This window comes from Acinetobacter calcoaceticus DSM 30006 = CIP 81.8, from assembly GCF_000368965.1.
In the GTDB taxonomy this organism is placed as follows: Bacteria; Pseudomonadota; Gammaproteobacteria; order Pseudomonadales; family Moraxellaceae; genus Acinetobacter; species Acinetobacter calcoaceticus.
Genome location: NZ_KB849780.1, coordinates 1,541,996 through 1,568,076 on the forward strand (window position 1 = coordinate 1,541,996; position 26,081 = coordinate 1,568,076).

Annotated in this window: 23 protein-coding genes; 11 read left to right on the forward strand and 12 right to left on the reverse strand. The window is 39.6% G+C overall.

Going from position 1 to position 26,081, the window contains the following annotated elements; genetic code table 11:
* Nucleotides 1-193 precede the first annotated feature (193 nt).
* The gene (locus F936_RS12255) at nucleotides 194-643 is read left to right on the forward strand and encodes a PaaI family thioesterase (RefSeq protein ID WP_080595319.1); all 450 of its coding nucleotides are present in this window, start codon (nucleotides 194-196) and stop codon (nucleotides 641-643) included.
* Nucleotides 644-663: 20 nt separating this feature from the next.
* On the opposite strand, the gene F936_RS12260 is transcribed toward F936_RS12255, so the two are convergent.
* From F936_RS12260 to F936_RS12290, 7 genes are all read right to left on the reverse strand, one after another.
* On the reverse strand, nucleotides 664-1,881 hold the full coding sequence (locus F936_RS12260; RefSeq protein ID WP_005047658.1) for an MFS transporter: 1,218 nt from the start codon (nucleotides 1,879-1,881) through the stop codon (nucleotides 664-666).
* 18 nt (nucleotides 1,882-1,899) lie between these two features.
* Complete coding sequence (gene dcaP, locus F936_RS12265) at nucleotides 1,900-3,216, reverse strand: outer membrane trimeric porin-like protein DcaP (RefSeq protein ID WP_005047660.1); 1,317 nt, start codon at nucleotides 3,214-3,216, stop codon at nucleotides 1,900-1,902.
* 39 nt (nucleotides 3,217-3,255) lie between these two features.
* The gene (locus F936_RS12270) at nucleotides 3,256-3,909 is read right to left on the reverse strand and encodes a 3-oxoacid CoA-transferase subunit B (RefSeq protein WP_005047662.1); all 654 of its coding nucleotides are present in this window, start codon (nucleotides 3,907-3,909) and stop codon (nucleotides 3,256-3,258) included.
* A complete protein-coding gene (locus tag F936_RS12275) occupies nucleotides 3,909-4,577 on the reverse strand; it encodes a 3-oxoacid CoA-transferase subunit A (RefSeq protein WP_003651139.1) in 669 nt (222 codons plus the stop codon). The genes F936_RS12270 and F936_RS12275 overlap by 1 nt, the downstream gene beginning before the upstream one ends.
* Nucleotides 4,578-4,594: 17 nt before the next feature.
* A complete protein-coding gene (locus F936_RS12280; protein WP_005047664.1) occupies nucleotides 4,595-5,872 on the reverse strand; it encodes an MFS transporter in 1,278 nt (425 codons plus the stop codon).
* 181 nt (nucleotides 5,873-6,053) lie between these two features.
* Nucleotides 6,054-7,340 (reverse strand): MFS transporter, encoded by a 1,287-nt coding sequence (locus F936_RS12285; protein ID WP_005047666.1) that lies wholly within the window; start codon nucleotides 7,338-7,340, stop codon nucleotides 6,054-6,056.
* Between the two features lie 57 nt (nucleotides 7,341-7,397).
* Complete coding sequence (locus F936_RS12290) at nucleotides 7,398-8,552, reverse strand: acyl-CoA dehydrogenase family protein (RefSeq protein ID WP_003651134.1); 1,155 nt, start codon at nucleotides 8,550-8,552, stop codon at nucleotides 7,398-7,400.
* 311 nt (nucleotides 8,553-8,863) lie between these two features.
* Here F936_RS12290 and F936_RS12295 point away from each other — a divergent pair, with 311 nt between their 5' ends.
* From F936_RS12295 to F936_RS12320, 6 genes are all read left to right on the forward strand, one after another.
* Nucleotides 8,864-9,652, forward strand: coding sequence for an enoyl-CoA hydratase (locus F936_RS12295; RefSeq protein WP_005041507.1), 789 nt, complete (start codon nucleotides 8,864-8,866; stop codon nucleotides 9,650-9,652).
* A gap of 29 nt (nucleotides 9,653-9,681) precedes the next feature.
* Nucleotides 9,682-10,443, forward strand: a complete 762-nt coding sequence (locus F936_RS12300) for an SDR family oxidoreductase (RefSeq protein WP_005047667.1) — start codon at nucleotides 9,682-9,684, stop codon at nucleotides 10,441-10,443.
* Nucleotides 10,444-10,504: 61 nt separating this feature from the next.
* The gene (locus F936_RS12305; RefSeq protein WP_005047669.1) at nucleotides 10,505-12,028 is read left to right on the forward strand and encodes a 3-hydroxyacyl-CoA dehydrogenase; all 1,524 of its coding nucleotides are present in this window, start codon (nucleotides 10,505-10,507) and stop codon (nucleotides 12,026-12,028) included.
* Between the two features lie 14 nt (nucleotides 12,029-12,042).
* Complete coding sequence (locus F936_RS12310; protein WP_005047671.1) at nucleotides 12,043-13,248, forward strand: 3-oxoadipyl-CoA thiolase; 1,206 nt, start codon at nucleotides 12,043-12,045, stop codon at nucleotides 13,246-13,248.
* A gap of 107 nt (nucleotides 13,249-13,355) precedes the next feature.
* Complete coding sequence (locus F936_RS12315; protein WP_005047674.1) at nucleotides 13,356-14,198, forward strand: IclR family transcriptional regulator; 843 nt, start codon at nucleotides 13,356-13,358, stop codon at nucleotides 14,196-14,198.
* A gap of 64 nt (nucleotides 14,199-14,262) precedes the next feature.
* Nucleotides 14,263-15,435 (forward strand): MFS transporter, encoded by a 1,173-nt coding sequence (locus tag F936_RS12320; protein WP_016801901.1) that lies wholly within the window; start codon nucleotides 14,263-14,265, stop codon nucleotides 15,433-15,435.
* Between the two features lie 72 nt (nucleotides 15,436-15,507).
* Here the strand turns inward: F936_RS12320 and F936_RS12325 are convergent, their stop codons facing one another.
* Nucleotides 15,508-16,479 carry an NAD(P)H-dependent flavin oxidoreductase gene (locus F936_RS12325; protein WP_004642382.1) on the reverse strand — a complete coding sequence of 324 codons (972 nt, stop codon included), beginning with the start codon at nucleotides 16,477-16,479 and terminating at the stop codon, nucleotides 15,508-15,510.
* A 288-nt stretch (nucleotides 16,480-16,767) separates the two neighbouring features.
* Here F936_RS12325 and F936_RS12330 point away from each other — a divergent pair, with 288 nt between their 5' ends.
* Nucleotides 16,768-17,577 (forward strand): enoyl-CoA hydratase, encoded by an 810-nt coding sequence (locus F936_RS12330; protein ID WP_005047679.1) that lies wholly within the window; start codon nucleotides 16,768-16,770, stop codon nucleotides 17,575-17,577.
* Between the two features lie 71 nt (nucleotides 17,578-17,648).
* On the opposite strand, the gene F936_RS12335 is transcribed toward F936_RS12330, so the two are convergent.
* Entirely contained in the window at nucleotides 17,649-18,494 is an 846-nt protein-coding gene (locus tag F936_RS12335) for an IclR family transcriptional regulator (protein ID WP_017389939.1), read from the reverse strand.
* Nucleotides 18,495-18,669: 175 nt separating this feature from the next.
* A complete protein-coding gene (locus F936_RS12340; RefSeq protein ID WP_005047684.1) occupies nucleotides 18,670-19,887 on the reverse strand; it encodes a CaiB/BaiF CoA transferase family protein in 1,218 nt (405 codons plus the stop codon).
* A gap of 331 nt (nucleotides 19,888-20,218) precedes the next feature.
* On the opposite strand from F936_RS12340, the gene F936_RS12345 reads away from it, so the two are divergent.
* Both F936_RS12345 and F936_RS12350 read left to right on the forward strand, forming a co-directional pair.
* Nucleotides 20,219-21,370, forward strand: a complete 1,152-nt coding sequence (locus F936_RS12345) for an acyl-CoA dehydrogenase family protein (RefSeq protein WP_005047687.1) — start codon at nucleotides 20,219-20,221, stop codon at nucleotides 21,368-21,370.
* Between the two features lie 60 nt (nucleotides 21,371-21,430).
* Nucleotides 21,431-22,681 (forward strand): MFS transporter, encoded by a 1,251-nt coding sequence (locus F936_RS12350; protein WP_005047689.1) that lies wholly within the window; start codon nucleotides 21,431-21,433, stop codon nucleotides 22,679-22,681.
* Between the two features lie 283 nt (nucleotides 22,682-22,964).
* Here F936_RS12350 and pobA read toward each other — a convergent pair whose 3' ends face one another.
* The gene (gene pobA, locus F936_RS12355) at nucleotides 22,965-24,197 is read right to left on the reverse strand and encodes a 4-hydroxybenzoate 3-monooxygenase (RefSeq protein WP_005047691.1); all 1,233 of its coding nucleotides are present in this window, start codon (nucleotides 24,195-24,197) and stop codon (nucleotides 22,965-22,967) included.
* Between the two features lie 141 nt (nucleotides 24,198-24,338).
* Here pobA and pobR point away from each other — a divergent pair, with 141 nt between their 5' ends.
* Nucleotides 24,339-25,154, forward strand: a complete 816-nt coding sequence (pobR, locus tag F936_RS12360) for an IclR family transcriptional regulator PobR (RefSeq protein WP_005047693.1) — start codon at nucleotides 24,339-24,341, stop codon at nucleotides 25,152-25,154.
* Between the two features lie 163 nt (nucleotides 25,155-25,317).
* Here the strand turns inward: pobR and F936_RS12365 are convergent, their stop codons facing one another.
* Entirely contained in the window at nucleotides 25,318-25,962 is a 645-nt protein-coding gene (locus F936_RS12365; protein WP_005047695.1) for a glutathione S-transferase family protein, read from the reverse strand.
* Nucleotides 25,963-26,081 lie beyond the last annotated feature (119 nt).

Below are 26,081 nucleotides of genomic sequence, written 5' to 3' on the forward strand. Positions count from 1 at the left end.
AAACTAGTTTTCACTATTTTCATAAAATTTAACCAGTAAAAATATCCATTAAATATTTAATGTGCTGTATTTAAACAATATTATTAAATATAAAGGTAGAGAAATAAAAATTTGATTACTATTTTAATTTTGTACTGCAAAATATTATTCCGTAAAAAACCAATTTATAGTATTGTGATTACATTGCTTAATCATCCAAGGACGATTTATGGATACCCCGAAATACACAGGTCTTGAATTTTTAACAGCTTTAAAAAATGGCGAAGTTTCTCCATCGCCTATGGCTCACACCATCCCCATGCAATTAGTAGAAGTTTCCGAAGGTAAAGCCACTTATAAAGTTACCCCTAAACAAGAACATCGAAATATACAAGGCGGTGTACACGGCGGCTTCTGTGCTACAGCTTTAGATACTGCTACAGGAAGTGCTGCGCATACCCTACTCGAACATGGAGTTGGTTATGGGACTATTGATTTGAATGTAAAAATGATTCGTCCCATGCAAGTTGATACGTCTTACTACGCAAAGGCCGAGTTGATTAATGCAGGGCGCAATATTATTAGTACCGAAGGTAAAATCGTAGATGAAAATGGAAAAGTATATGCTTTTGCCACAGCCACATTAATGATTATTAGAAAATAAAAGTCATGTTAAGCTCCTCCTTATGGAGCTTTTTCTTGCTTGGCAATTTTGTCCATTTCATAGAAATCTAAGCGATCAATCATAAAACTCACAATAGCCAGACTTATACCTAAGGCCGCACAGGCTTCCCATCCCCAGTGTTTCCATGCATAAACTGCAATAAAAGAGCCCAAGGCCGCCCCACCAAAATAGAGTGTCATATAAATTGAGTTAATGCGGGAACGTGCCTGCGCGGAAATTCGATAAACCAGATTTTGGTTGAGTACATGAAATGCAGACAGCCCAAAGTAAGCCATAATTACGCCAACCGCATAGGCCACTAAAGATTGCTGTGCAAAAAATAGTGGTATCCATGCCGTAATTAATAAAACCATGCTAACCAGTGCAACTTTATTCTCAAGTCCCGCTGCAATTTTCTTACCCGCCCACGGTGTGGCAAACACACCAGCTAACCCGACAATTCCAAATAGACCAATTTGGAAATCATTAAAATGATAAGGAGCATTGGCTAAAAGAAATGTCATGGTTGTAAAAATAAGTGCCAAAATACCAAAGCCAATTCCACCAGCAAAACCACGGCGAAGCAGATGAGGTTGATGCGCCGCTAATGAAAATAATGAACTGTAAATTTGTAGAATATTGAGTTGATGAGATTTACGCGCAACTGGTAATTTTGACCACATGATCCAAGCAAAAACCAAAATGACGATGCCACTAATTAAATAAACGGCATGCCAAGACCAAACCGTAGAAAGTAAACCCGCAATAGAGCGCGCCAATAAAATTCCCAAGAACAAACCACTCATGAGAGTCCCAACAACTTGCGGGCTTTTTTTCGGACCTGCCAAACCTGCGGCAAATGGAACCAAAACTTGAGTTGCAATAGAAAAGAATGTCGCTAAAAAGGTAAAGCCATATAAGACTGGCAAGGTTTGGCTAAAAGAAAGCCCCACTTGTGCAAGTCCCGTACAACACATGAGCAAACAAATATAACTACGCTTTTCAAAGAAATCACCGAGTGGTACCAATAGAAACAGTCCTACCGCATAAGACAGTTGTCCAATCACAATGGTTAAAGCCACTTGTTCGGCATTAGCCTGCAAAGCTTTGGCAATTGAATAAATTAAAGGCTGGTTATAATAGTTCGAGCCCGCACAAATCCCGCATGTCATCGCCATGATAAAAATAAAGCTTTTTGACAAAATATTGTCTGCATCGGGTCGAACTATTTTTTCCATTTTTAATTACGCCCTATTTTAAAATTTATACATCGACACAAAGTTTACACGTGACACATCAGCTGTTCTGCCATCAAAGACTTCTCGTTTACCTTGATGGTATTCCATGCCAATATCCATTTGTTCAATAGGCGAATAAAAGACGTTAGCAGCATAGTCAGTTAAACGCTTATTGGCATCGGGATTGAGTTTTGCATAAGCCGTATCGTCATCATAATCAAACACTGAAGCTGATAAGTTTGCACGCCATTGCTCATTGAATTTATATGTATAACCAATATTTACGCTATTGAGTTTATTCATAACTAAATCTGTTTTTTCTTCATTTAAAGAAAAATCACCCGCTGCATTTAAACTTGTTGAATTTGCCAAGCCGCTTTGCGTGGTGTAAGGCATAAATTTTTGATCACCAACAATATATTGATAATTTGCTTGCACCGATTGCTGTGGCGTTAATTGGTATTTTAACCCGCCCCCTGCGCCCCAACTTACTTTCTTAACTGTTGAGGTGGCTACATCTGCTGACTTCTCGTTAATAAAACCTTGAGCAAGTGCAGTTAAAGGACCTTGTTTAAAGGTATAGCGTCCCGTTAATGATGGAAAAGCTGAGACTCGGGAACCTGTATATTCTAGAGCCACTTTTAAATCATTATTGGCATCAATTTTCCAGTCATAGCGAATTTGAGGAGTCCGTGTATAGGAAGTTCCTACAAATTGCGTGTAGTCCACAGATTCTGTACGTGTTTCCATGTTGGACATGAGTGACCATGTTTGACCGAATGTCCAATCCTTATAAGTGAAAAATGCATGGCGAATACGGAATTTACCATCACCCGTTCCCATGTTAGAGCTATCAAAGAAATCGGCTTCAATATTTCCCGTAACCGCTTTATTCGGGCTATTAAAATAAACCCCTAAGCGGCTTGCATTTACGCTTACATCTGAGCGTGCATGATTAGAACGTTTATCACTCTCAAAAGGTGTGCGGTTTAAGCTACTTGTCGTTCTCCCCCCTGAATCAGGTGAAGATTTAAAATCGACCGCCGCATCTATACGGGCAATACCGTAAACCTTAACATTGTCGGTCCAAGTCACCCAAGACGGAGCAATCGGCTTAGCTGTTTCAATGCTCTTATTCTTTTCGACATTTTCTTCAATTTGGGCCTGTTTGACCTGTAAATTACTTTGACTTTGTTTCTGAGCTACAAGTTCTGCTTTTAACTTTTGTAGCTCACTTTCTAGCAAATTAATTCGCTGTTCTGTTGTATCTGAAGAATTTGCAAAAACAGTCCCTGAAGCCGCAGCACAAGCTGCAGCTAAAATTAATTTTTTCATCTTTTAATCCTTAAAGAAGCTTTTTTCCATGTGTATAAATTAGGCTACACGTGCATCTATGAGCGGACAGTCGGTCACTGCCTGTAATTCATCAAAACTTAGACCTTCCACCATTTCCTTGACATAGGCTTTCTGATCTTTCAGTTCAATAATGCATAAATCGGTATAGATACGATTTACACATTGCTCACCTGTGAGTGGATATGTGAGTTCTTTTACAATTTTTGACTCACCCTTTTTAGTGACATGTTCCATATAGACATAAATCGTTTTTGCGCCGACCGCCAAATCCATAGCACCGCCTACAGCAGGTACATCATCTGGTTTGCCTGTGTGCCAGTTTGCCAAATCACCATTTACCGCAACTTGGAATGCACCAATAACGCAAATGTCTAGATGGCCTCCACGCATAATGTCAAACGAGTCACCATGATGCATAAAGCATCCACCTTCTAATAAAGTGACAAGTTCTTTTCCAGCATTGACTAAGTCTTCATCTTCTTCACCTGGTTGTGGTGGCGGGCCAAAAGCCAAAACACCATTTTCCGAATGTAAAAAGATTTCTTTGTCTTTTGGCAAAAATTTGGCAACGTTGGTAGGAAGGCCAATTCCCAAATTGACATAAGAACCGTCAGGAATGTCATTGGCAATCAGTCTGGCAATATCTTCACGAGAACGTTTTTGAACTGACATTAGATATCTCCTACTTTTACAACGTGCTGTACAAAAATTCCCGGTGTGATAATGCACTCTGGGTCAAGCGTTCCTAGCTCTACCGTGTCATTGACTTGAACAATGGTATTTTTTGCGGCTTTTGCCATAATCGGGCCAAAATTACGGGCCGCTTTGCGATAAGTTAAATTACCCCAACGATCCGCCTTATCTGCATAAATCAATGCAAAATCAGCTTCAAGTGGATATTCAAGTACATAATTTTTGCCATTAATAGTTCGAGTTTCTTTACCCTCGGCAACTTTGGTGCCATAGCCAGTTGGAGTAAAAACAGCTCCTAATCCTGCACCTGCTGCTTGAATACGGCATGCCAAATTCCCTTGTGGAACCAGCTCTAGCTCGATCTTTCCAGCTCGATATAAATCTTGAAAAACTGTTGACCCAGCCGATTTAGGGAATGAACAAATCATTTTTTTAACACAACCGGCAATAATCAGATTTGTTAAACCCCGATCACCAGAAGCCGCATTGTTATTAATAATGGTAAGTTCTTTTTTGCCTAAATCAATTAAGGCCTCAATTAATTCAGCTGGTTGTCCAGTAACACCGAACCCACCTGTCATGATAGTTGCCCCATCAGGAATAGCTTTTAAAATCGGTTCAATATCACTGGTCACTTTATTAATCATTTCTTCACTCTCCTTAGTTATTCAGCTTTTTGAGGATCGTATAAACGATCTTTAATAAATAAGGTTGGGATAAGCCCACAGACAAAATATGCAATACCCATCAGTAATAAACCTGCACCAATGGAACCATGCATTGCCAAATAACCAATGGTCAGTGGTGCAAAGATCGCTCCAATACGTCCAATATTAAATGCACCACCCACTGCTGTACCTCGAATAGAGGTTGGGAAGCTTTCGGTTAAATAAGTTGCGTTAATAGCGTACGGAATACCATAAAGGAAACCAAAAGCCAGCATCAGCCAACCAATGTTTTCAGGCGTATGCATATACACCACCACTGGAATAAACAGTGCAGTTCCAATCGTACCAAAGGCAAAAACAACTCGGCGTCCAATTCGGTCTGCCACAAAACCAGCAAGCACTTTGGCAAACATCATGGTCAAAAATGTTCCAATCATATAGATTGCCATTTCTTTAAATTTAATCCCTAACTCGGACTCTAGATAAGCAGGCAACCAGTTACTCACCCCCAAATAGCCAAACATCAGGAATCCAGAACTAAATGACCAAAGCATGAGCATCTTGCCGTGTTTTTTATCTTTAAATAGGGCGATATAAGGATTCTCAGCTTTTTTGGCAGTGCCAACAGCAGGGTTAGCAAGTTTTAAAGCACGGGCTTTTCTCCATGACTCAGGTTCAGGCACAAAGAAGAACATGAGAACAGCCAAAACAATCGGGATAATCGTAATGAAATACAGCATCCGCCAGCCAAATTCAGGAATAATCCAACCTGATAGACCTGTAATAGTTAAAGAACCGAGGGTATAACCAGTCATCAGTGTTGCTAACACCGTTGTACGATATTTGGTCGGCACCATTTCAGACATTAAAGTATTACAGCCGATGTAGAGACAACCCAATCCCATACAGGTAATAATTCTTAAGATCGCGAGTTGCCCATAGGATTGTGCAAACCCCGTCAGGCAAGAAAGTATGGCAAATGCTGCCGTTGAAATGACAATAATACGGACTCGTCCAAAACGGTCACTTGCCCAGCCACCAATCAGTCCGCCAATCGCCATACCAAAAATTGACCAACTGCCTAATGCTCCTGCTTGAATCGTGGTTAAACCAAATTCGGCCTTAATACTGGTCAGAGTAAAAGCTAGAATGCCAACATCAGCACCATCACAAAGTAAAGTGAGAAATGAAAATATAAAGGCTAGAACCCAGACTTTTTTAGGTGTCTGAGTAAGCTCATTGTCTTGGAATGTACTTACAGCTTCCATTTTCATATTTTTACCTATCCATTACATAAAAGTGAGTATTCCTAAGCTCATTTATTTGAAAGAGAATATTTTTATAAAAATCATCCATCTTTCTATTTATCATTTTTTTTCATGCAATAAATTAACTGGTAACCGTGCATGATTTAGGTCCAGACCTGATCATGATCAAGTCTGAAACGCTGCTGAATTAATCAGCTTTTTGTGGGTTAAATAATCGGTCTTTAATGAATAACAATGGAATCACACCGCAGATAAAATAAGCAGCTGCCATCACCAATAGCCCTAAACCAATAGAACCACTTTGCGATAAATAACCAATTGTAAGTGGAGAGAAAATCGACAGAACCTTGCCAATATTATAGGCACCACCAACCGCAGAACCACGAATCGAAGTCGGGAAGCTTTCAGTCATATAGGTGGCATTAATGGCGTATGGAATGCCATACAAGAAACCGAAGAACAGCATCATCCATAAAATATTGGTTGGTGTATTTAGATAAACAATGACAGGAATAAACAGTGCTGTACCAATGGTTCCAAAAGCAAACACAGCACGGCGACCCAATTTATCCGCAACAATGCCGGCAATTACTTTGGCAAACATCATAATCAGGAAGGTACCGACCATATACATCGCCATTTCTTTAAATTTGATCCCCAGATCAGATTCAAGATAAGCAGGTAACCAGTTACTTACCCCGTAATAACCGAACTGTAATGCACCTGTACTGATAATCCACAACACAAACATGGTGCCGTGTTTTTTATCTTTTAAAATTTCAAGATAAGGATTCTGACGTTTCACTTTTTGGGTTGGATCGACTGTCGTTGCAGCCAATGCTTTCAATTCACGTGATTTTTTCCACGATGCAGGTTCAGGCACACAGAAGTGCATCAAAATCGACAAAACCACAGGAGTAATTGCAATCCAGTACAGAAAACGCCAACCATGCTCAGGAATAATATGACCTGCTAACAAGGTTGCAAGTAATGAACCCAAGGTATAACCCGTCATCAAGGTTGCCAATACGGTGGTACGATGTTTAGTCGGCACCATTTCTGACATTAAAATATTACAGGCAATATATAATGCACCCAGCCCCATCGAGCCAAAGACTCGTACAATGGCAAACTGCATATAAGAATCAGTAAAACCAAGCGCACAGGTTAAAACTGAAGAATAAGCAATAAAAAACACAATAATGCGCACGCGCCCAAAACGGTCACATGCCCAACCACCAATCAGACCGCCAATTGCTGAACCTAAAAGCGTTAAACTTCCTAAAGTACCTGCCTGTACACCCGTTAAATGAAACTCCGCTTTTAAACTGGTTAAGCTGAGCGCGAGAAAACCCAAATCTGCGCCATCACATAACAAGGTAAGAAAGGCAAAGATAAATGCAGTAATCCAAATCTTTTTGGGGGTTTGAATCCCTTCAGGACTTGCTTCCTGCTTCAGTGTTTCTGTGGTCATATCCATATCCTTAGAGGAACATGAGGCATCCAATGCCTCATGGCATTTAATTTTTTATTAGGCTGTAGCTTCCCTAATCATGTTTTTGGCAATAATAATTTGTTGAACTTGCGTGGTTCCTTCATATAAACGGAACAAACGCACATCACGATAAAAACGTTCAATGGCATATTCGCTGATATAACCTGCCCCACCGTGAATTTGTACGCAGCGATCTGCCACTCGACCACACATTTCGGTCGCAAACATTTTTGCGCAAGATGCTTCAGTACTAATGTTTTCACCATTGTCACGACGGCGAGCTGCATCTAAAACCATACATTTAGCTGCATAAATCTCGGCTTTTGAGTCGGCAAGCATGGCTTGAATAAGCTGGAAATTCGCAATCGGCTGACCAAATTGCTTGCGTTCAATGGCATAGTGAAGAGCATCATTTAACATACGCTCAGCAACACCGACGCTATATGCCCCAATGTGCAAACGGCCTTTGTCTAGAACTTTCATTGCAGTTTTAAAACCAATACCTTCAATGCCACCAATAAGTGCAGATGCAGGTACTCGGCAATTTTCAAAAATGACATCACAGGTATGAGAACCCTTTTGTCCCATTTTTTGATCAATTTTTCCTAAAGTAATGCCGGGTGTGTTGGCTTCTACTAAAAAAGCTGAAATGCCCCCCGATCCTTTAATTTCAGGATTAGTTCGTGCCATTACTGTAAAAGTAGCTGCATGAGGTGCATTGGTAATAAAGCGCTTAGTACCATTTAGAACGTAAAAATCACCATCTTTTACTGCACTGGTTTTTAAAGAGGCTGCATCCGACCCTGACTCAGGTTCAGTTAAGCAAAATGAACCTATAATTTCGCCACTTGCATAACGTGGTAAGTATTTTTGCTTTTGCTCTTCTGTCCCATCAATCAAAATCGCGCTTGAGCCAATTCCATTATTGGTACCAATTAAAGAACGGAAAGCTGGAGAGGTTTGCCCAAGTTCAAATGCGACTCTTACTTCTTCTTCCATGGTGATGCCTAAGCCACCATATTCTTCTGGAATTGTGAGTCCGAACAAACCAAGCTCACGCATTTGCTGCACAATGTCATCCGGAATTTTATCTTTCTCTACCACTTCGTTTTCACGAGGGATCAATTCATTTTTTACAAAATCTCGAATTGTTGAAAGTAATTGTTCCAACATCCCTTCATCACGGATCATCTGTGATCTCCCTTCTTATGTATTTTCATCGTACCCATCAGCCAATTCCAGCTTGTCTGGCTACCATGTTTTAAATCTTGTTTACTGCGGATTTGTTTCATAGTACGAGAACGAAAACACAAATTTCAAGCTTTTTTGAAAATTAATTTCGTTTAACGAAATTTAAAAACAGACCAATACACAATATCAACCACTTACACTCTTTAAGAGACCACAATTGCTCTATTTAAATAAATAAGACTTGAAATAAATTCCAAAATAAGCATCATAAAAGGAATATAGTTTTGATATGCGAAACAAGGAATGTAGAAATGAGCAAAGAAATAGGGAATAATTTCGTAGATGTTGATTACACCATTCAAAAAATAGCGATTGTAAAAATTAACCGCCCAGAAGCTAAAAATGCCTTAAACGGTGAAGTTCGTAAGCAATTAGCACAAATTTTTTCCGAATTAAGTTTTAACGATGAGATCAATGCGGTTGTACTCACTGGCGGCGATGAAGTCTTTGCCGCAGGTGCAGATTTAAAAGAAATGGCAACAGCAACTTCAACGGAAATGCTATTACGTCACACTGAACGTTATTGGAACGCAATTTCCCAGTGCCCTAAACCAGTGATTGCGGCTGTAAATGGCTATGCATTAGGTGGTGGCTGCGAATTGGCAATGCATGCCGACATTATTATTGCCGGTAAAAGTGCAGTTTTTGGACAACCAGAAATTAAAGTTGGTTTAATGCCAGGTGCTGGTGGCACACAGCGTTTGTTTCGTGCAGTCGGTAAATTTCATGCTATGCGCATGATTATGACAGGTGCAATGGTGAAGGCTGAAGAAGCTTATATCATTGGGCTTGTTTCACAAGTGACAGAAGACGACCAAACTATTCCCACCGCTATTCAAATGGCGCAAAGCCTAGCAAAAATGCCACCTATCGCCTTGCAGCAAATTAAAGAAGTTGCACTTATGAGTGAAGATGTTCCATTAAATGCTGGCTTAACCCTAGAGCGTAAAGCATTCCAACTGCTGTTCTCTACCGAAGATAAAAATGAAGGTGTTCAAGCTTTTATTGAAAAACGCAAACCCTCGTATCAAGGTAAATAATTTAAATAGACAACACCAAAGGAATGAAAATGGCTAAAAAAGTATTTATTAGTGCAGGTGGTTCAGGGATTGGACGCTGCATTGCTGAAGCATTTTTAAACAACGATGATGAGGTTTTCATTTGTGATATTAATGCTCAAAGTCTAGAACAGTGTCAGAAAGATTATCCAAAGTTGCACATATATGCATGTGATTTAGCAGAGCCTGAGCAAATTAAGCTTATGTTTGCTGAAGCGATCAAAAAACTTGGACATATTGATGTTTTAGTTAACAACACAGGCATTTCAGGCCCAACCATTGCAGCAGATGAACTGAGTTTTGATGACTGGAACACGGTGATTAATTTGAATCTGAATAGTACTTTTTTAATTACTCAATTAGCGATTCCCTTGTTAAAGCAATCAGGCGCCGGTGTCATTATTAATATGTCATCAATTGCAGGGCGCTTAGGCTATCCATATCGTTTGGCGTATTCCACTTCAAAATGGGGACTTATTGGTTTTACCAAAACGCTTTCTATGGAACTCGGTGCAGATAATATTCGAGTTAACGCGATTCTTCCAGGTGCTGTTGATGGTGACCGTGTCCAACGCGTTCTACAGGCCCGCGCAGATGTAGCCCAAAGTTCTCTTGAGAAGGTCACACAAAATGCACTTAAAAATCAGTCGCTCAAATATTTTGTAAATCCAAAACATATCGCAGATTTATGCCTATTTTTAGCCTCTGATAGTGGGCGTTCTATTTCAGGCCAGATCTTACCAATTGATGGTGATAAACAATGCTTAAGTTAAATCACCAACCCTTATTTATCCGCTTAATTTCAAATACAGATCAATAATCAGGATGATCGACATGACTTATGATATTAAAAGCATGGCTGTGATTGGTGTAGGTATTATGGGCAGTGGTATTGCTCAAATTGCTGCACAATCAGGACATACCACTTATTTATATGATGCTAAGGCAGGTGCAGCAGAACAAGCAAAAGAACAACTTGCTGCTACATTTCAAAAGTTGGTCGACAAAAATAAAATTACGGCTGAACAAGCTGCAGCGGCAAATAGTCATTTAATTGTTGCGCAACAAATTGAAGATTTAAAAGATTGCGACTTGATTATTGAAGCTATTGTTGAACGTCTAGATATCAAACAAAGTTTGATGCAACAACTTGAAGAGGTTGTTTCCGAAAATACCATCCTAGCTTCCAACACATCTTCTCTTTCGATCACGGCAATTGCTGCAAACTGCAAAAAACCTGAACGTGTGGTGGGCTACCATTTCTTTAACCCTGTTCCACTCATGAAGGTTGTTGAGGTCATTCGGGGCTTAAAAACCGATCCACTTATTATCGACGCTTTAAATAGCTTGTCTCGTGCATTCGGCCACCGCCCTGTAGTTGCTAAAGACACACCAGGATTTATTATTAATCATGCTGGACGAGCTTACGGAACTGAAGCTTTAAAAATTCTAAATGAAAATGTCTGTGACATTAGTGAAATTGACCGAATTTTACGTGACGGTGTTGGTTTTAGAATGGGACCTTTCGAGCTAATGGATTTAACGGGGCTTGACGTTTCTCATCCTGTCATGGAGTCGATTTACCATCAATATTATGAAGAAGCACGCTACAAACCTAACCCATTAACCAAACAAATGTTGGAGGCTAAACAACTCGGACGCAAGGTTAATCAAGGTTTTTATAATTATGAAACTGGTTCAAAAACAGGTGAACAACCCGCCAAGTTTGTAGACCGTTTAGCGCAATATCCAAAAGTTTGGGTAGCAGCAGATTTCTCTGAAGATAAAACACAGCTTGAAGATTATTTAACTCAGCTAAATATTGCCTTAGATACTGGCTCTGCACCACAATCAAACAGTTTATGTTTACTCGCTTGTTATGGCGAAGACACAACTCAAGCAGCTACACGCCTAGGTGTTAATCCCGAGCAAGCAGTTGCTATAGACATGTTATATGGCATTGCAAAACATCGCACATTAATGCCTTCACTTGTCACAAAAGCTGACTACCGTCAGGCAGCTCACTCTATTTTCAATTTAGATGGAAATACGGTCAGCATGATTGCTGAAAGTATCGGGTTCGTTGCTCAGCGTGTTTTAGCAATGGTCATTAATTTAGGCTGCGATATTGCCCAGCAAAATATTGCAACAGTAGATGATATTAATGCGGCAGTACGTCTTGGCCTAGGCTATCCATTTGGCCCAATCGAGTGGGGTGACCAAGTCGGTAGTCAAAAAATCTTACTCATTCTCAACCGTATAACAGCACTTACCCATGACCCGCGCTATCGCCCTAGCCCGTGGTTACAACGCCGTGTTGCACTTCATTTACCTCTTACTTTTACTCACGAGTCTTGAAAAGGAATTTCTCAATGTTAAATGCTTATATTTATGATGGTTTACGTAGCCCAATTGGTCGCCATGCAGGTGAACTTGCCTCAATTCGTCCAGATGATTTAGCAGCGACAGTCATTCAAAAGTTACTTGAAAAAACTTGTGTTCCGGGTGCTGATATTGAAGATGTAATTTTAGGCGATACCAACCAAGCTGGTGAAGATAGCCGTAATGTTGCGAGAAACGCACTTTTACTTGCAGGTTTACCCGTAACTGTACCCGGTCAAACCGTAAACCGTTTATGTGCCAGTGGTTTAGGTGCAGTAATTGACTCTGCGCGTGCCATTACTTGTGGTGAAGGTGAGTTATATATTGCAGGTGGCGTAGAAAGTATGTCACGTGCACCCTTTGTGATGGGTAAAGCCGAAAGTGCTTATAGCCGTGATGCTAAAATTTATGACACCACGATTGGCTCTCGTTTTCCAAATAAAAAAATTATTGCTCAGTACGGTGGTCATTCAATGCCTGAAACGGGCGATAATGTTGCTGCCGACTTTGGTATTACACGAGAGCAAGCCGATTTATTTGCAGCTCAGTCACAAGCCAAATATCAAACAGCCAAAGAAGAAGGTTTCTTTGCGGGTGAAATCACCCCCATTGAGGTTTTCCAAGGCAAAAAGCTACCACCAAAACTGGTTTCTGAAGATGAGCACCCTCGTCCAAGTTCGACTGTTGAAGCACTTACGAAATTAAAACCATTGTTTGAAGGTGGTGTAGTGACTGCTGGGAATGCTTCAGGCATTAATGACGGCGCTGCGGCACTCTTGATTGGTTCAGAAGCTGCAGGTCAAAAATATGGCTTAAAGCCTATGGCAAAAATATTGTCAGCAGCAGCAGCTGGTATTGAACCCCGTATTATGGGAGCCGGCCCTATCGAAGCCATAAAAAAGGCAGTTGCACGTGCAGGGCTGACTTTAGATGACATGGATATTATTGAAATTAATGAAGCTTTTGCCTCACAAGTTTTATCTTGCTTAAAAGGCTTAAATGTTGATTTTGATGACTCTCGCGTAAATCCAAATGGCGGTGCAATTGCTATTGGTCATCCACTTGGTGCTTCTGGTGCCCGTCTTGCTTTAACTGTGGCACGCGAACTCATTCGTCGTAAAAAGAAATATGCTGTCATAAGCCTATGTATTGGTGTGGGTCAAGGCCTCGCTATGGTGATTGAAAACGTTTCATAATTACCAAACCAGATATCCATTCATCACAACAGCGCAGTGATGAATGGATTTATTTTGCAGAGCGAAATATAATAGCAAGACTTTGCTTTATTATATTTGAGGATCGAATGTCTCAGAATTCAAAAACTGAACAACCAATAAATTTTGATGAGATACGCCTAGATCCTATTTCACATATTCATCGGGAAAATAACCCTCAATTTATCGCTTCCTTAGCGCGTGGTTTAGAACTTTTACGCTGCTTTTCTGCAAATAATCAGGTACTTGGAAATCAAGAACTCGCAAAAATGACAGGTTTACCTAAACCGACTATTGCACGTATTACCAATACCCTTGTGTCATTAGGTTATTTAAAACAATTGCCTAATTCGACCAAATATACCCTAGACATTGGTGTTTTATCTTTAGGATATGCAGCATTGTCGAATATTTCTATCCGTACTATTGCTCATCAATATATGGAAGAGATGAGTCAATATGTGCAAGCCCCTGTGGCAATGGCAACACGTGACCGATTAAATATGGTGTATATCGATGTGGTACAAATTGAAACTGCACTAAATATGCGTCGTCCAATTGGTTCAACTTTGCCACTTCATAGTAGCTCAATGGGAAGAGCATGCTTAGCGGCGACCCCTGAACGTGAACGTAATTTTTTACTTGATGCGCTTAAACAAAAGAACGCTGAAAACTGGCCTGCCATCAAACGCTCTTTAGAACGAGCTTTCCGAGATTATCAAGATTACGGATATTCTTTGTCTTTAGGTGAATGGCATAAAGAAGTGAACTCGGTCGCTGTACCTTTAGTCAGCTCTAAACACGGTCTTTATGTCTTTAACTGTGGTGCGCCAAGTTTCCATTTAAATCCAGAAAAACTTGAAGGTGAAATTGGACCACGTTTAATCCATATGGTGCACAATATTCAAGATGCTTTGAATGAAACGCACTAACAACCGTACTTAGAAAAGTAATGGTTGTGATGGTTAAAGTTCCTCTTTCATTATGACAATAGGCATGATGAAAAACGCACTCTATACCCCAACCATTATTTTAATGGCTATTGCAGCAGGCATCTGTACAGGCGGAAATTATTTTAGCCAACCACTTATTCATTCGATTAGTTTAAGCTTAAATTTAACCGAAACCACCACGGCATGGGTGCCTACTTTAGCCCAGATTACCTATGCTTGTGGCTTACTCTTTTTAATGCCATTAGGAGACATTTTAGAAAAGCGTAAACTGCTCTTCACCTTTATGTTACTGGCTGCAAGTGGATTAATTATTAGTGGTTTTTCACACAATATTTATCTGCTCTTACTAGGTACAATCATTACCGGTCTATTTTCCAGTTCAGCCCAGCTTCTATTACCTCTCGCCGCAAGTCTGGTTCCCATTCAACAAAGTGGTCGTGTTGTTGGTTTTTTACTAAGTGGTCTCATGATGGGGGTTTTACTCGCTCGCTCCCTATCAGGTCTAATGTCTACGCTTTTTGCATGGAATGTGATTTATCTGGTCAGTGGCTTTTTATTACTGGTCATCGCCATTATTTTGCACCGTAGTATTGGATTGTTCCCACCCACCAAATCTGAAAACTATGCAAAAACCATTCGCTCACTTCCACAAATTTTTATTCAAAATCGACGTTTAAGAACCAGAACTTATATTGGTGGCTGTACATTTGCTTGCGTGAGCTTAACCTTTACCACCATGTCATTACTATTGGCCCCCGCTCCCTATTTTTTTAGTGACTTTACGATTGGTCTTTTCGGTTTTGTTGGTGTTTTAGGAACGTTCGTTGCCAATTTTTCAGGCAAATTTATTGACAAAGGGTATATCCACAAAATTTCAATTTATTGCGGCGTAGGGCTTATTCTAAGTTGGATTCTTTTTTCACTTTTACCCTACCATTTCATCTTTTATATTATTGCCTTACTCATTCTATATGCCTCACTTTCCGCAGTTCATGTCACCAATCAAAGTATTGTATTTAAGCTCAATCAAGAGTTACGTTCGCGTTTTAATGCGATTTATATGACTGGTTATTTTGCAGGTGGAGCTTTAGGCACCACAGCTGGAAGCTACGCGTGGAAACATTTTGGTTGGACGGGTGTCTGTATTTTAGGCTTAATTTTTGCCGTCTTGTGTCTTTATTATTGTATCGCCGATGCAAAAGATCAGCACAACTAGCAAGCTTGTACTGATCTTAAACGAATAACTTTCAATAATTTCGTAATAAACGTTATGAGCTAAAGTTAAATTTTATAAAAGCCCTAATAAACGTCCACGAATAATATCTTCTGCGTCTTTTACAATACGGCTGACCAATTCATCACAGGTCGGAATATCATGAATTAAACTTGCAACTAACCCACATGACCATGCTCCGGCATTTACATCGCCATCTATCATGACTTTAGGATAAACCCCTGCAACCTCTTCAATAATATCTTCAAATTTAATGTTGTCGCCAAGCGCTTTTTCTTTCGCTACAATTTTTTCAACGGCCACATTATTCAGGACGCGCTCGGTGTTGCGTAAAGCTCGCATAATTAAACGGGTATCTCTTTCAGTTGCATTCAGAATTGCCTGTTTCACATTTGCATGTACAGGAGCTTCCTGAGTTGCAATAAAACGTGTTCCCATATTAATTCCATCTGCCCCCATGGCTAAAGCTGCCGCGAGTGAGCGTCCATCCGCCATCCCGCCTGAAGCAACAAATGGAATTTCTAATGCATCGGCTGCTAAAGGCAATAGAATCATATTCGGTACATCATCTTCACCAGGGTGCCCACCACACTCAAAACCATCTACAGAAACGGCATCGCATCCAATTTGCTGGGCTTTTAGGCTATGTCGAACCGATGTACATTTATGAATAACTTTAATTCCAGCAGCCTTTAAATAAGGCATGACCTGTTCAGGATTGCGACCCGCTGTTTCTACAACTTTTACTCCGCCCTTAATAATTGCTTCTACAAAACCCGGATAATCTGGTGTATTTACGGTAGGCAAGAAAGTTAAATTTACGCCAAAAGGTTTATCAGTCATTTCTCGACAGCGCGCAATTTCTTTTGCTAGATTTTCAGGTGTTCTTTGAGTCAGGCCAGTAATAATGCCTAATCCACCTGCATTTGAAACCGCAGCAGCAAGCTCCGCAAAACCGACATAATGCATACCGCCTTGAATAATCGGGTGCTCGATTTCAAATAATTCTGTAATTTTCGTCTTCATATTATTTCCACTCACTTTTTATTTACCTAGCTTCTGATTTCCTTAGCATGTCTAGGTACTTTATTACCAATAAATCCTGTAAACATTTCTAAACTTACAAAGCTTAAAATTTCGCAATACAAAATTTCATACCACAATATAAAACAAATTAATTGATAATGGAATTTATTTTCGATAGGATCATCTTATTAATTTAAAGTTTTAATTTCAGATCTGTCTAAGAATATTTGGTTTGAATCAACAATAAAGCAAATATTTTTCAAATAGTTAAACAAAAAGGAATAAATGATGCAGCAGGATGATATGAGTCAAAATAAATTGACAATAGGTGTGATTAAGCAACATTTAGATAAAAATATACTCACGCTAACGATGAGCAATCCCACCAAAAAGAATGCGATTAATTATGAAATGTATTCTGCACTCAGTCAGGCATTAGATGAGGCAGCAATCAATCAAGAAGTTCATGTGGTTATACTTACAGGCGAAGGGTCTGCATTTACCAGTGGCAATGACGTAAATGCATTCCAAACGCGTAATACAACCAGTACCGAACCACCCTCTTCAATTGTGTTTCTAAAAAGCTTAGCAACGTTTCCAAAACCGATTATTGCTAAGGTAAATGGTGTGGCAATTGGCATTGGCAGCACCATGCTTTTACATTGCGACCTCGTATATGCAAGTCAAAACTCTATTTTTCAGTTTCCTTTTGTGAATCTCGGACTTGTGCCTGAAGCAGGTTCTAGTTACATCTTACCGAGATTATTAGGTTTCGCTCGAGCTTCTGAAATTATTTTACTGGGTGAGAAATTTTCGGCGCAACAAGCTAAAAATTATGGTTTAGTAAATAACGTATGCGAAGAAAATGAGCTTAATCAATTTGTTGAAGATACGGCAACCAAACTCGCAAATAAACCAACTCAAGCTTTACAGCTCAGCAAAAAGTTACTAAGAGATATGCCTATTGATGATCTATTAAATCGTATTGATCACGAGTCGACTATTTTTTCTCATTGTTTGCAAGGTGAAGAATTTAAAGAAGCTCTAAGCGCCTTCAAAGAAAAAAGAAAACCGATCTTTCATAAGCACATCATTTGAAATACAACTTATGAAAAAGGCCAGCAATCAATATCTTTGCTGGCCTTTTTTGATTTTTTAATTCAGTACAATTAACTAATCTCAGTACGAATGTTATTCACCATATGCAAAAGACGTGGTGCAATATCTTCTTCAAGTTTTTCTCGGTTCATAATAAAGCTTGGACCGCCACAGTTAAACACCAGCAAACCATGTTGTTCATGGATCAATGGAACTGCAACTGAGTTCACATCTTTATGCCATTCACCAATTGAAAAACAATATCCAAAATCTTGGTAATCTTTAAAAGCTTTGTCTAAATCACGATTAATCTTGATCCAGTCTTCTTTGTGCTTGGTACGAATCGCATCAAGCAAAAACTCTCTTTCATCTTCAGGCATTGCTGCTAAACATGCACGTCCCATCGAACTTAAATGAATGGGTAAATAAGTGCCGACCTGACGGCGCATGGTCATATTTCCTTTACCTTGTACCACGTCAAGATAAATCATATTGAGTCGATCACGTGTTGCCATTGCAACCGCAGCGCCAGCATAGTCTGCCAGATTTTTCATATATGGATGAGCAATAGAACGAATCGACACGTTAGAAAGCATCGAGTAACCAAAAGCAAGAACCCCAACTGAAAGTTGAAATTTGCTCGAATTTGGGACTTGTTTGATATAACCCAAACGAGACAAAGTGTGCGTTAGACGAGTAATGGTTGGCTTAGGTAAACCCGTCATTTGTGCGAGTTCTTGGTTTCCTAAATGCTGATGTTTTGGGGTAAAACAACGTAATAGCTCTAAACCACGAGCTAATGCAGTAATAAATTGGCGATCATTTTCATCCTGCATGTCTTGAATCGGATGTAATAATTCATGTCTTAAAGGCGCTAATAATTTTTCTGTTTGCTCTGCATCTACTGCATCATTCATATCTATACCAACCCACATTTTGTTTCGCACTGCGAAAATTATAATCTATTTTTTCTATAAATAGCAAAAAAGCAAACGTCCTAGTCTGCAACTAAAATATAACTTGATTTAAACCCTTCAAACGAAAGGCTAAATATTTTATTTTCTAATTTTAACCCTTCGCTTTCAGGCCAGCTTATGCAATTACGCCTTTTTTCTTAAGCTCATCTAATTTTTCCACAGAAACGATTCGACCTAGAACCACTTGTGTATGTTCGCCCAATAAAGGAGGAGCTGTTTTGTACTCAACAGGTGTTCTTGAAAGTTTGATTGGCGAACCAATTACCTTCAATTTTTCACGTTGTGGGTGATTCATCTCGACCAACATTTCTCGGGCAATCACTTGTGGCTCTTGAAAAGCTTGTTCCAAGTTATTGATTACACCTACCGGAACTTTAGCAGCATAAATCGCATCTACCCATTCATCTGCAGTTTTAGTTAAGAAATGGTTTGATAAAATTTCGATAATTTCATCACGGTGTTTAATTCGGTCTGCATTTCGGGCAAAACGCGCATCATTGGGTAAATCGGGTAACCCAATACTTCTACAGAGCTGAATAAACTGGGTGTCATTTCCACACGCGATAATAAAATCACGATCAGAGGCTTTGAATACTTGGTAAGGCACAATATTGGCATGTGCATTGCCATAACGCTTAGGGATATTACCCGATGAAAGATAATTCATTCCTTGATTTGCCATAGTCGCAATTTGGACATCAAGCAAAGCCATGTCAATGTATTGTCCTAAACCCGTCACATGACGGTTAAGTAAAGCAGCCTGTATGGCAATCGTAGAATAAAGTCCTGTAGCTAAATCAGAAAAAGCCACCCCTACTTTTTGTGGACCACCGCCCGGTAAATCATCACGCTCACCTGTGACTGACATCAGTCCGCCCATTCCCTGAATAATAAAGTCGTAACCAGGTTCTTCAGCTCTTGGGCCAGTTTGACCAAAACCTGTAATCGAGCAATACACCAATTTCGGGTTAATTGCAGATAAAGACTCGTAATCCAAACCATATTTTTTCAAAGAACCCGCTTTATAGTTCTCAATCACCACATCTGTGTCTTGAATTAAAGCTTTAATCAATTCTTGACCATCGGGACTGGCAATATCGATGGCAACCGATAGTTTATTGCGGTTTGTAGACTGATAATAAGCAGCCTCTTGAGTATCAAACCCTGAGTCATCCTTCATCCAAGGTGGTCCCCACGAACGAGTATCGTCACCGACTTTGGGTCTTTCAATTTTGATGACCTCTGCACCTAAATCGGCCAGCGTCTGTCCACACCAAGGCCCAGCCAATACCCGACTTAAGTCAAGCACCCGAATTCCATTTAAAGCACCCATCTTCATTCCACTCTATCTGGTGATTCATTTCCTATAGGAAAATTTATCCATTTAAAATTTCGCATAGCGATATATATTTTTAATATACACACCTCATTTTAAAAATCAAACTTTAATTTTCCACTAAAAATGATGAATTTTTATAAGAAAATATAGCTTAAATAAATCAATAAATTAGCCAATCAAATACCAATAACAATATATCGCATTGCGAAATTAATTTTCAAAATATATTGTTTTGCGTTCATCCTTTGATTACTATCGCTTCAAATATTGATGATTTTACGAACATCGAATTGATGTTCTTAGCATGTAGTAAAAGGATGAGACTATGATTCGAGATCAGGAAACCTTAGATCAACTTGTTGATATGATTCGACAATTTGTTGAAGGTGTATTAATTCCTAATGAGAATGAAGTCGCTGAAACGGATGAGATTCCTCAAGATATTATTGATCAAATGAAAGCGCTGGGCTTATTTGGTTTAACCATTCCTGAAGAGTACGAAGGCCTTGGACTTACAATGGAAGAAGAAGTCTATGTTGCTTTTGAATTAGGACGGACCTCTCCTGCTTTTCGTTCGCTTATTGGTACCAATAATGGCATTGGTTCAAGTGGTCTCATTATTGACGGTACTGAAACTCAAAAATCATTTTTCTTGCCACGTTTAGCTCGCGGTGAAGTAATCAGTTCTTTTTGCTTAACTGAACCCGATGCTGGTTCTGATGCTGCATCTTTAAAGACTAGTGCAGTAAAAGATGGCGACTTTTATATTTTAAATGGCACCAAACGCTTTATTACCAATGCCCCTCATGCTGGCGTATTTACAGTAATGGCGCGCACAAGTTCTGATATTAAAGGTGCTGGTGGTATTTCTGCTTTTATTGTCGACAGCCAAACCTCAGGTATTTCTCTTGGCAAACGCGATAAAAAAATGGGACAAAAAGGCGCTCACACTTGTGATGTGATTTTTGAAAATTGTCGTATTCCTGCTTCAGCACTCATTGGTGGAGTTGAAGGCGTTGGTTTTAAAACCGCCATGAAAGTGCTGGATAAAGGCCGTTTGCATATCGCGGCGTTAAGTGTTGGGGCCGCGACAAGAATGCTAGATGATTCTTTAAAGTACGCCATCGAACGTAAGCAATTTGGGCAACCCATTGCCGAATTCCAACTTATTCAAGCCATGCTTGCTGACTCAAAAGCCGAGATTTATGCAGCCAGATGCATGGTGTTAGACGCCGCACGCCTACGTGATGCAGGACAAAACGTCAGCACTGAAGCTTCCTGCGCAAAAATGTTTGCGACCGAAATGTGTGGTCGAGTCGCTGATCGCTGCGTACAGATTCATGGCGGTGCAGGTTACATCAGTGAATATGCGATTGAACGTTTTTATCGAGATGTTCGTCTGTTCCGTCTCTATGAAGGGACCACTCAAATTCAACAAGTGATTATTGCCCGAAACATGATTCGCGCTGCGTCTTAATCAACTTTGAGCACTTTCTAATGACTTGAAGTGCTTTCAATCAAATGTAGGTAATGGATTATGGCTACAAATTACAAAGAAGGTCTTTCTCGTATACAGCCTCATACGTGGAAAATAGCATTTATTTTTGCATTTCTAGCGCTATTGGTTGATGGTGCAGATTTGATGCTGCTGTCTTATAGCTTAAATAGTATTAAGGCAGATTTCGGATTAAGTTCGGTACAAGCCGGTATGCTCGGTAGTTTTACTTTAGCAGGTATGGCTGTTGGTGGAGTTTTTGGCGGTTGGGCATGCGATAAATTTGGTCGCGTCCGCATTGTTGTTATTTCTATTTTAATTTTCTCACTCCTCACCTGTGGCTTAGGTTTTACTCAGAGCTTTCTTCAATTCGGTATTTTAAGATTTTTTGCCTCACTTGGACTTGGCTCGCTCTACATTGCGTGTAATACATTGATGGCCGAATATGTCCCGACACGTTACCGCACAACCGTACTTGGAACTTTACAAGCGGGTTGGACGGTTGGATATATTGTTGCAACATTACTTGCGGGTTGGATTATTCCAGATCATGGCTGGCGCATGCTGTTTTACGTTGCGATTATTCCCGTCATTATTGCCGTTTTAATGCATATTTTTGTACCAGAACCACAAGCATGGCAACAGGCTCGACTACAACAACCTGTTGCGGCTCAAAACGCATCGAAAACTTCGGCATTTAAACTTATTTTCCAGGATAAGCAGAACCGTAATATGTTTATCCTTTGGGCATTAACCGCAGGTTTCTTACAGTTCGGCTACTATGGTGTAAATAACTGGATGCCTTCTTACCTAGAAAGTGAGTTAGGTATGAAGTTTAAAGAAATGACTGCCTATATGGTCGGTACTTATACCGCCATGATTTTAGGTAAAGTCCTTGCCGGCATGATGGCAGACAAACTAGGTCGTCGTTTTACCTATGCCTTTGGTGCCATTGGTACTGCTATTTTCTTACCGCTTATTGTTTTTTATAACTCTCCAAGCAATATTTTATATTTACTCGTTACCTTCGGTTTCCTATACGGTATTCCTTACGGCGTAAATGCAACCTATATGACTGAAAGTTTTGCGACAGCCATCCGCGGTACAGCAATTGGCGGTGCTTATAATGTTGGTCGTCTTGGAGCAGCCCTTGCACCTGCCACAATTGGCTTCTTAGCGTCTGGTGGTTCCATTGGTTTAGGTTTTGTTGTAATGGGCGCTGCCTATCTGATTTGTGGTGTGATCCCCGCCCTATTCATTAAAGAAAAATTATATGACCCTCAAAAGTCGTAAAAAGATCCATCACAAAATACCATCTAGGTCATGTGCCTATATGGTGATGGTTCTAACGATCAAACAGATGTTTTAAATCGTTGGAAGGAAATAAGGAATTTACTCCTCAAAGTTATTCCTTATTTCCAAACATGTAGAGTTTATTACTCTTCATTTTAATTTTTTAGGTAAGCTTAGTTCCCAAGGGAGCTAAGCTTAAAAAGATGAAGATGTACTTAGTATTTTTAATCGCTTTATTATAAAAGAACCAGCATTAAAGCAGGTTCCCTCATTACTTAGAAAATCAACTTGCATGCTTAAAACTATCAATTTGCTTAATCTCATAAGGCAAACCGACATAGTTTTCAGCCAATGTTGTTCTACCTGCAATTGACCCGAGCACATAACTTAGTTCGGCTTGTTTAATCTTATGATCAAACTCACTTTCAGTTTCAAAGCGATGCAACAAATGAGTCATCCACCAAGAAAAACGCTCTGCTTTCCATACACGTTGTAGGCATTTCTCGGAATATTCATCAATACCCTGTTCAGAACCTTCCACATAATATTCAACAAGTGCACTTGATAAATAAGCAATATCGGAAGCCGCGAGATTGAGGCCTTTTGCTCCTGTCGGTGGAACAATATGCGCAGCATCACCTGCTAAAAATAGTTTTCCGAAGCGCATTGGCTCAGTCACAAAGCTACGTAACGGCGCGATACTTTTTTCAATAGAGGCCCCAGTTACTAGCTTTTCACGACTTTCAGGATCTAGGCGGTTTTTTAACTCGTCCCAAAATTTTTCATCCGACCAGTCTTCTACGTGATCTGTTAAAGGGACTTGTAAATAATAACGGCTACGCGTTTCAGAACGCATACTGCATAAAGCAAATCCACGTTCAGACTGTACATAAATCAATTCATCGGCTACAGGTGGAACATCTGCCAACACACCTAACCAGCCAAACGGATAAACTTTTTCAAAGGTTTTAATTTTATCTTCAGGCACGCTGGCACGGCAGACACCATGGTAACCATCACAACCTGCTATAAAGTCACACTCAATTTGAAAAGCTTTACCTTGGTACTCAAACTCAACTTTCGGCGCAGTGTAGAAATCTTTAACCTGCACATTTTGAGCTTCATAAAATGAAGTCAGCTGCTCTGCTTCACGCGCAGTCATTAAATCTTTGGTGACTTCGGTCTGACCATATACGGTCACTTGTTTACCACCTGTTAGTGCAGCCAAATCAACCCGATGTTTTACACCATTGGTTAAGATTTCAATGCCTGAATGCGGTAATCCTTTGTCTTTTAAATTTTGGTCAACGCCTGCTTGTTTAAGTAAGTCGACCGAAACTTGCTCTAAAATTCCTGCACGGATCCTTGAAGCCACATATTCAGCACTGCGTTGCTCAACAATAATATGGTCGATCCCAGCTTTATATAGAAGTTGCCCAAGCAATAACCCTGCTGGTCCAGAACCAATAATTGCAACCTGTGTCTTTATTGCAACCTGTGTCTTTAAAATATCCATAACTTCATCCTTGTTTCATCCTGACTTTTAAATTACTGGCTTTAAGTTTTGTGCACTATGTATCCAAGACGAAAATAACCGTTTATCATTTAGTTTGTCCGAATAGCGGACAGAAACAACCAAAATAACAGGAATGAAAAGATGCCTTCTCTCGATGCTTTTTTAGAGCACCCGAACTCGCATGAGAAAATTCGTCAAGAAGACTACATTGCAGGGTTAGCAAAAGGCTTAGCGTTACTGGAAGCTTTTGGAACAGATCGGCAACGGCTCAATGTGACTCAAGTGGCCGAGCGAACCGGTATTAGTCGTACAGCGGCAAGGCGTTATCTGAAAACTTTAAAATACTTAGGCTATTTAGAAACAGATGAACATTACTTTTGGCTCACTCATCGCGTGCTGCGCTTTTCGAGTTCTTATTTAAGCTCTGCGCATTTGCCTAAAGTTGCTCAATCATTTTTAAATCTTTTATGCGCGCAGACCTCGCTTACTTTTTCGATTGTCGTTCTGGACGATAATGAAGTGGTGCCGATTGCTCGTAGTTATTTACCTCAGCAAGATAATTTGCGTGTAAGCCCTTATGGCATGCATTTAGGAAATCGACTCCCTGCCCATGCAACTTCTACGGGTAAAGTGTTACTTGCGGCATTGTCTGAAGAAGCTCAGCACACATGGGTAAAAACTTACGGTTTAAAACGCTTAACCCCATTTACCGTTGTAGATGAGTCAAAGTTTTTTGAAGTGCTTAAGGACATTTCGTTATCAGATTATTGTCTTTCTAAAGAAGAACATGAGCTTGGTGTGATTGCGATTGCGGTGCCTGTATTTAATGCACAAGGTCAAGCCATAGCAGCGCTTAACTGCATGTCTCAAACTAACCGTGTACAAGAAGATTATTTGGTTCAACAAATTTTGCCATTACTGCGCAACACGGCAAATGAACTCAGAAATGTAATTTAAATAGACATAGAAACTCTTGTCATCAATTAGAGGTCCAAGAGTTTCAACTCATAATTTTAAAACGACGAAGTCTTTAACTTGCTGGTTTGCCAGAACTAATGAAAGAACGAATACGAGCCAATTGAGCAGCTAAACAATATTGAAAAAATTACTTACAGCAATTTTAGGCATTGATTTGGTGAGGAAGATTTTGCTCAATAGACATGGCTTTTTTCCAGCTTTCTAAGTTTTCTAGACTTTTTACATATTGCTCAATATTGAGATATTTTGATCGAATATTTAAAGAATTAATTAGACCATAGACTACGAAACCAATCATAAAATCTGCACCCGTTAAGCAATTGCCTACTAAGAATTTTTTGCCTACTAATTGTTGATCTAAATATGAAAATACTTTATCCAACTCAGCATGCGCATATTGATCCAAGAACTTTAATTGAGTGCCATTTTTTAACTCAATCGAATTAAAAATATTTAATAAATATGGAACCATAGCCGAACTTTCTGAAAAATGAACCCATTGTAAATAATCAAGATAACTGTCTGAATTTTTCGCGGGCATAAGTTGAGGAGCAAACTTTTCAATCAAAATTTCTACAATGGCACCTGATTCAGCAATTACTTTTCCATCGAGCTCAATCACAGGTGATTTTCCTAAAGGATGAATGTTTTTTAATTCTTGAGGTGCAAGATTTGTAGTTTTATCTCGAAAATAACTTTTTAATTCATAAGGTTGATTAATTTCTTCAAGTAACCACAGAATGCGAAATGAGCGTGAAGCATTTAAATGATGAAGAATAATAGACATTAATTTTCTCTTTTAAACTAGAAGGTCAACAAAGTGAGGCCTCACTATATAGATTGATAGACGACCGGTCTAATATTTTTTGTTATCAGCTCAGCATTTGTCTGATTAAGTAATAAAGT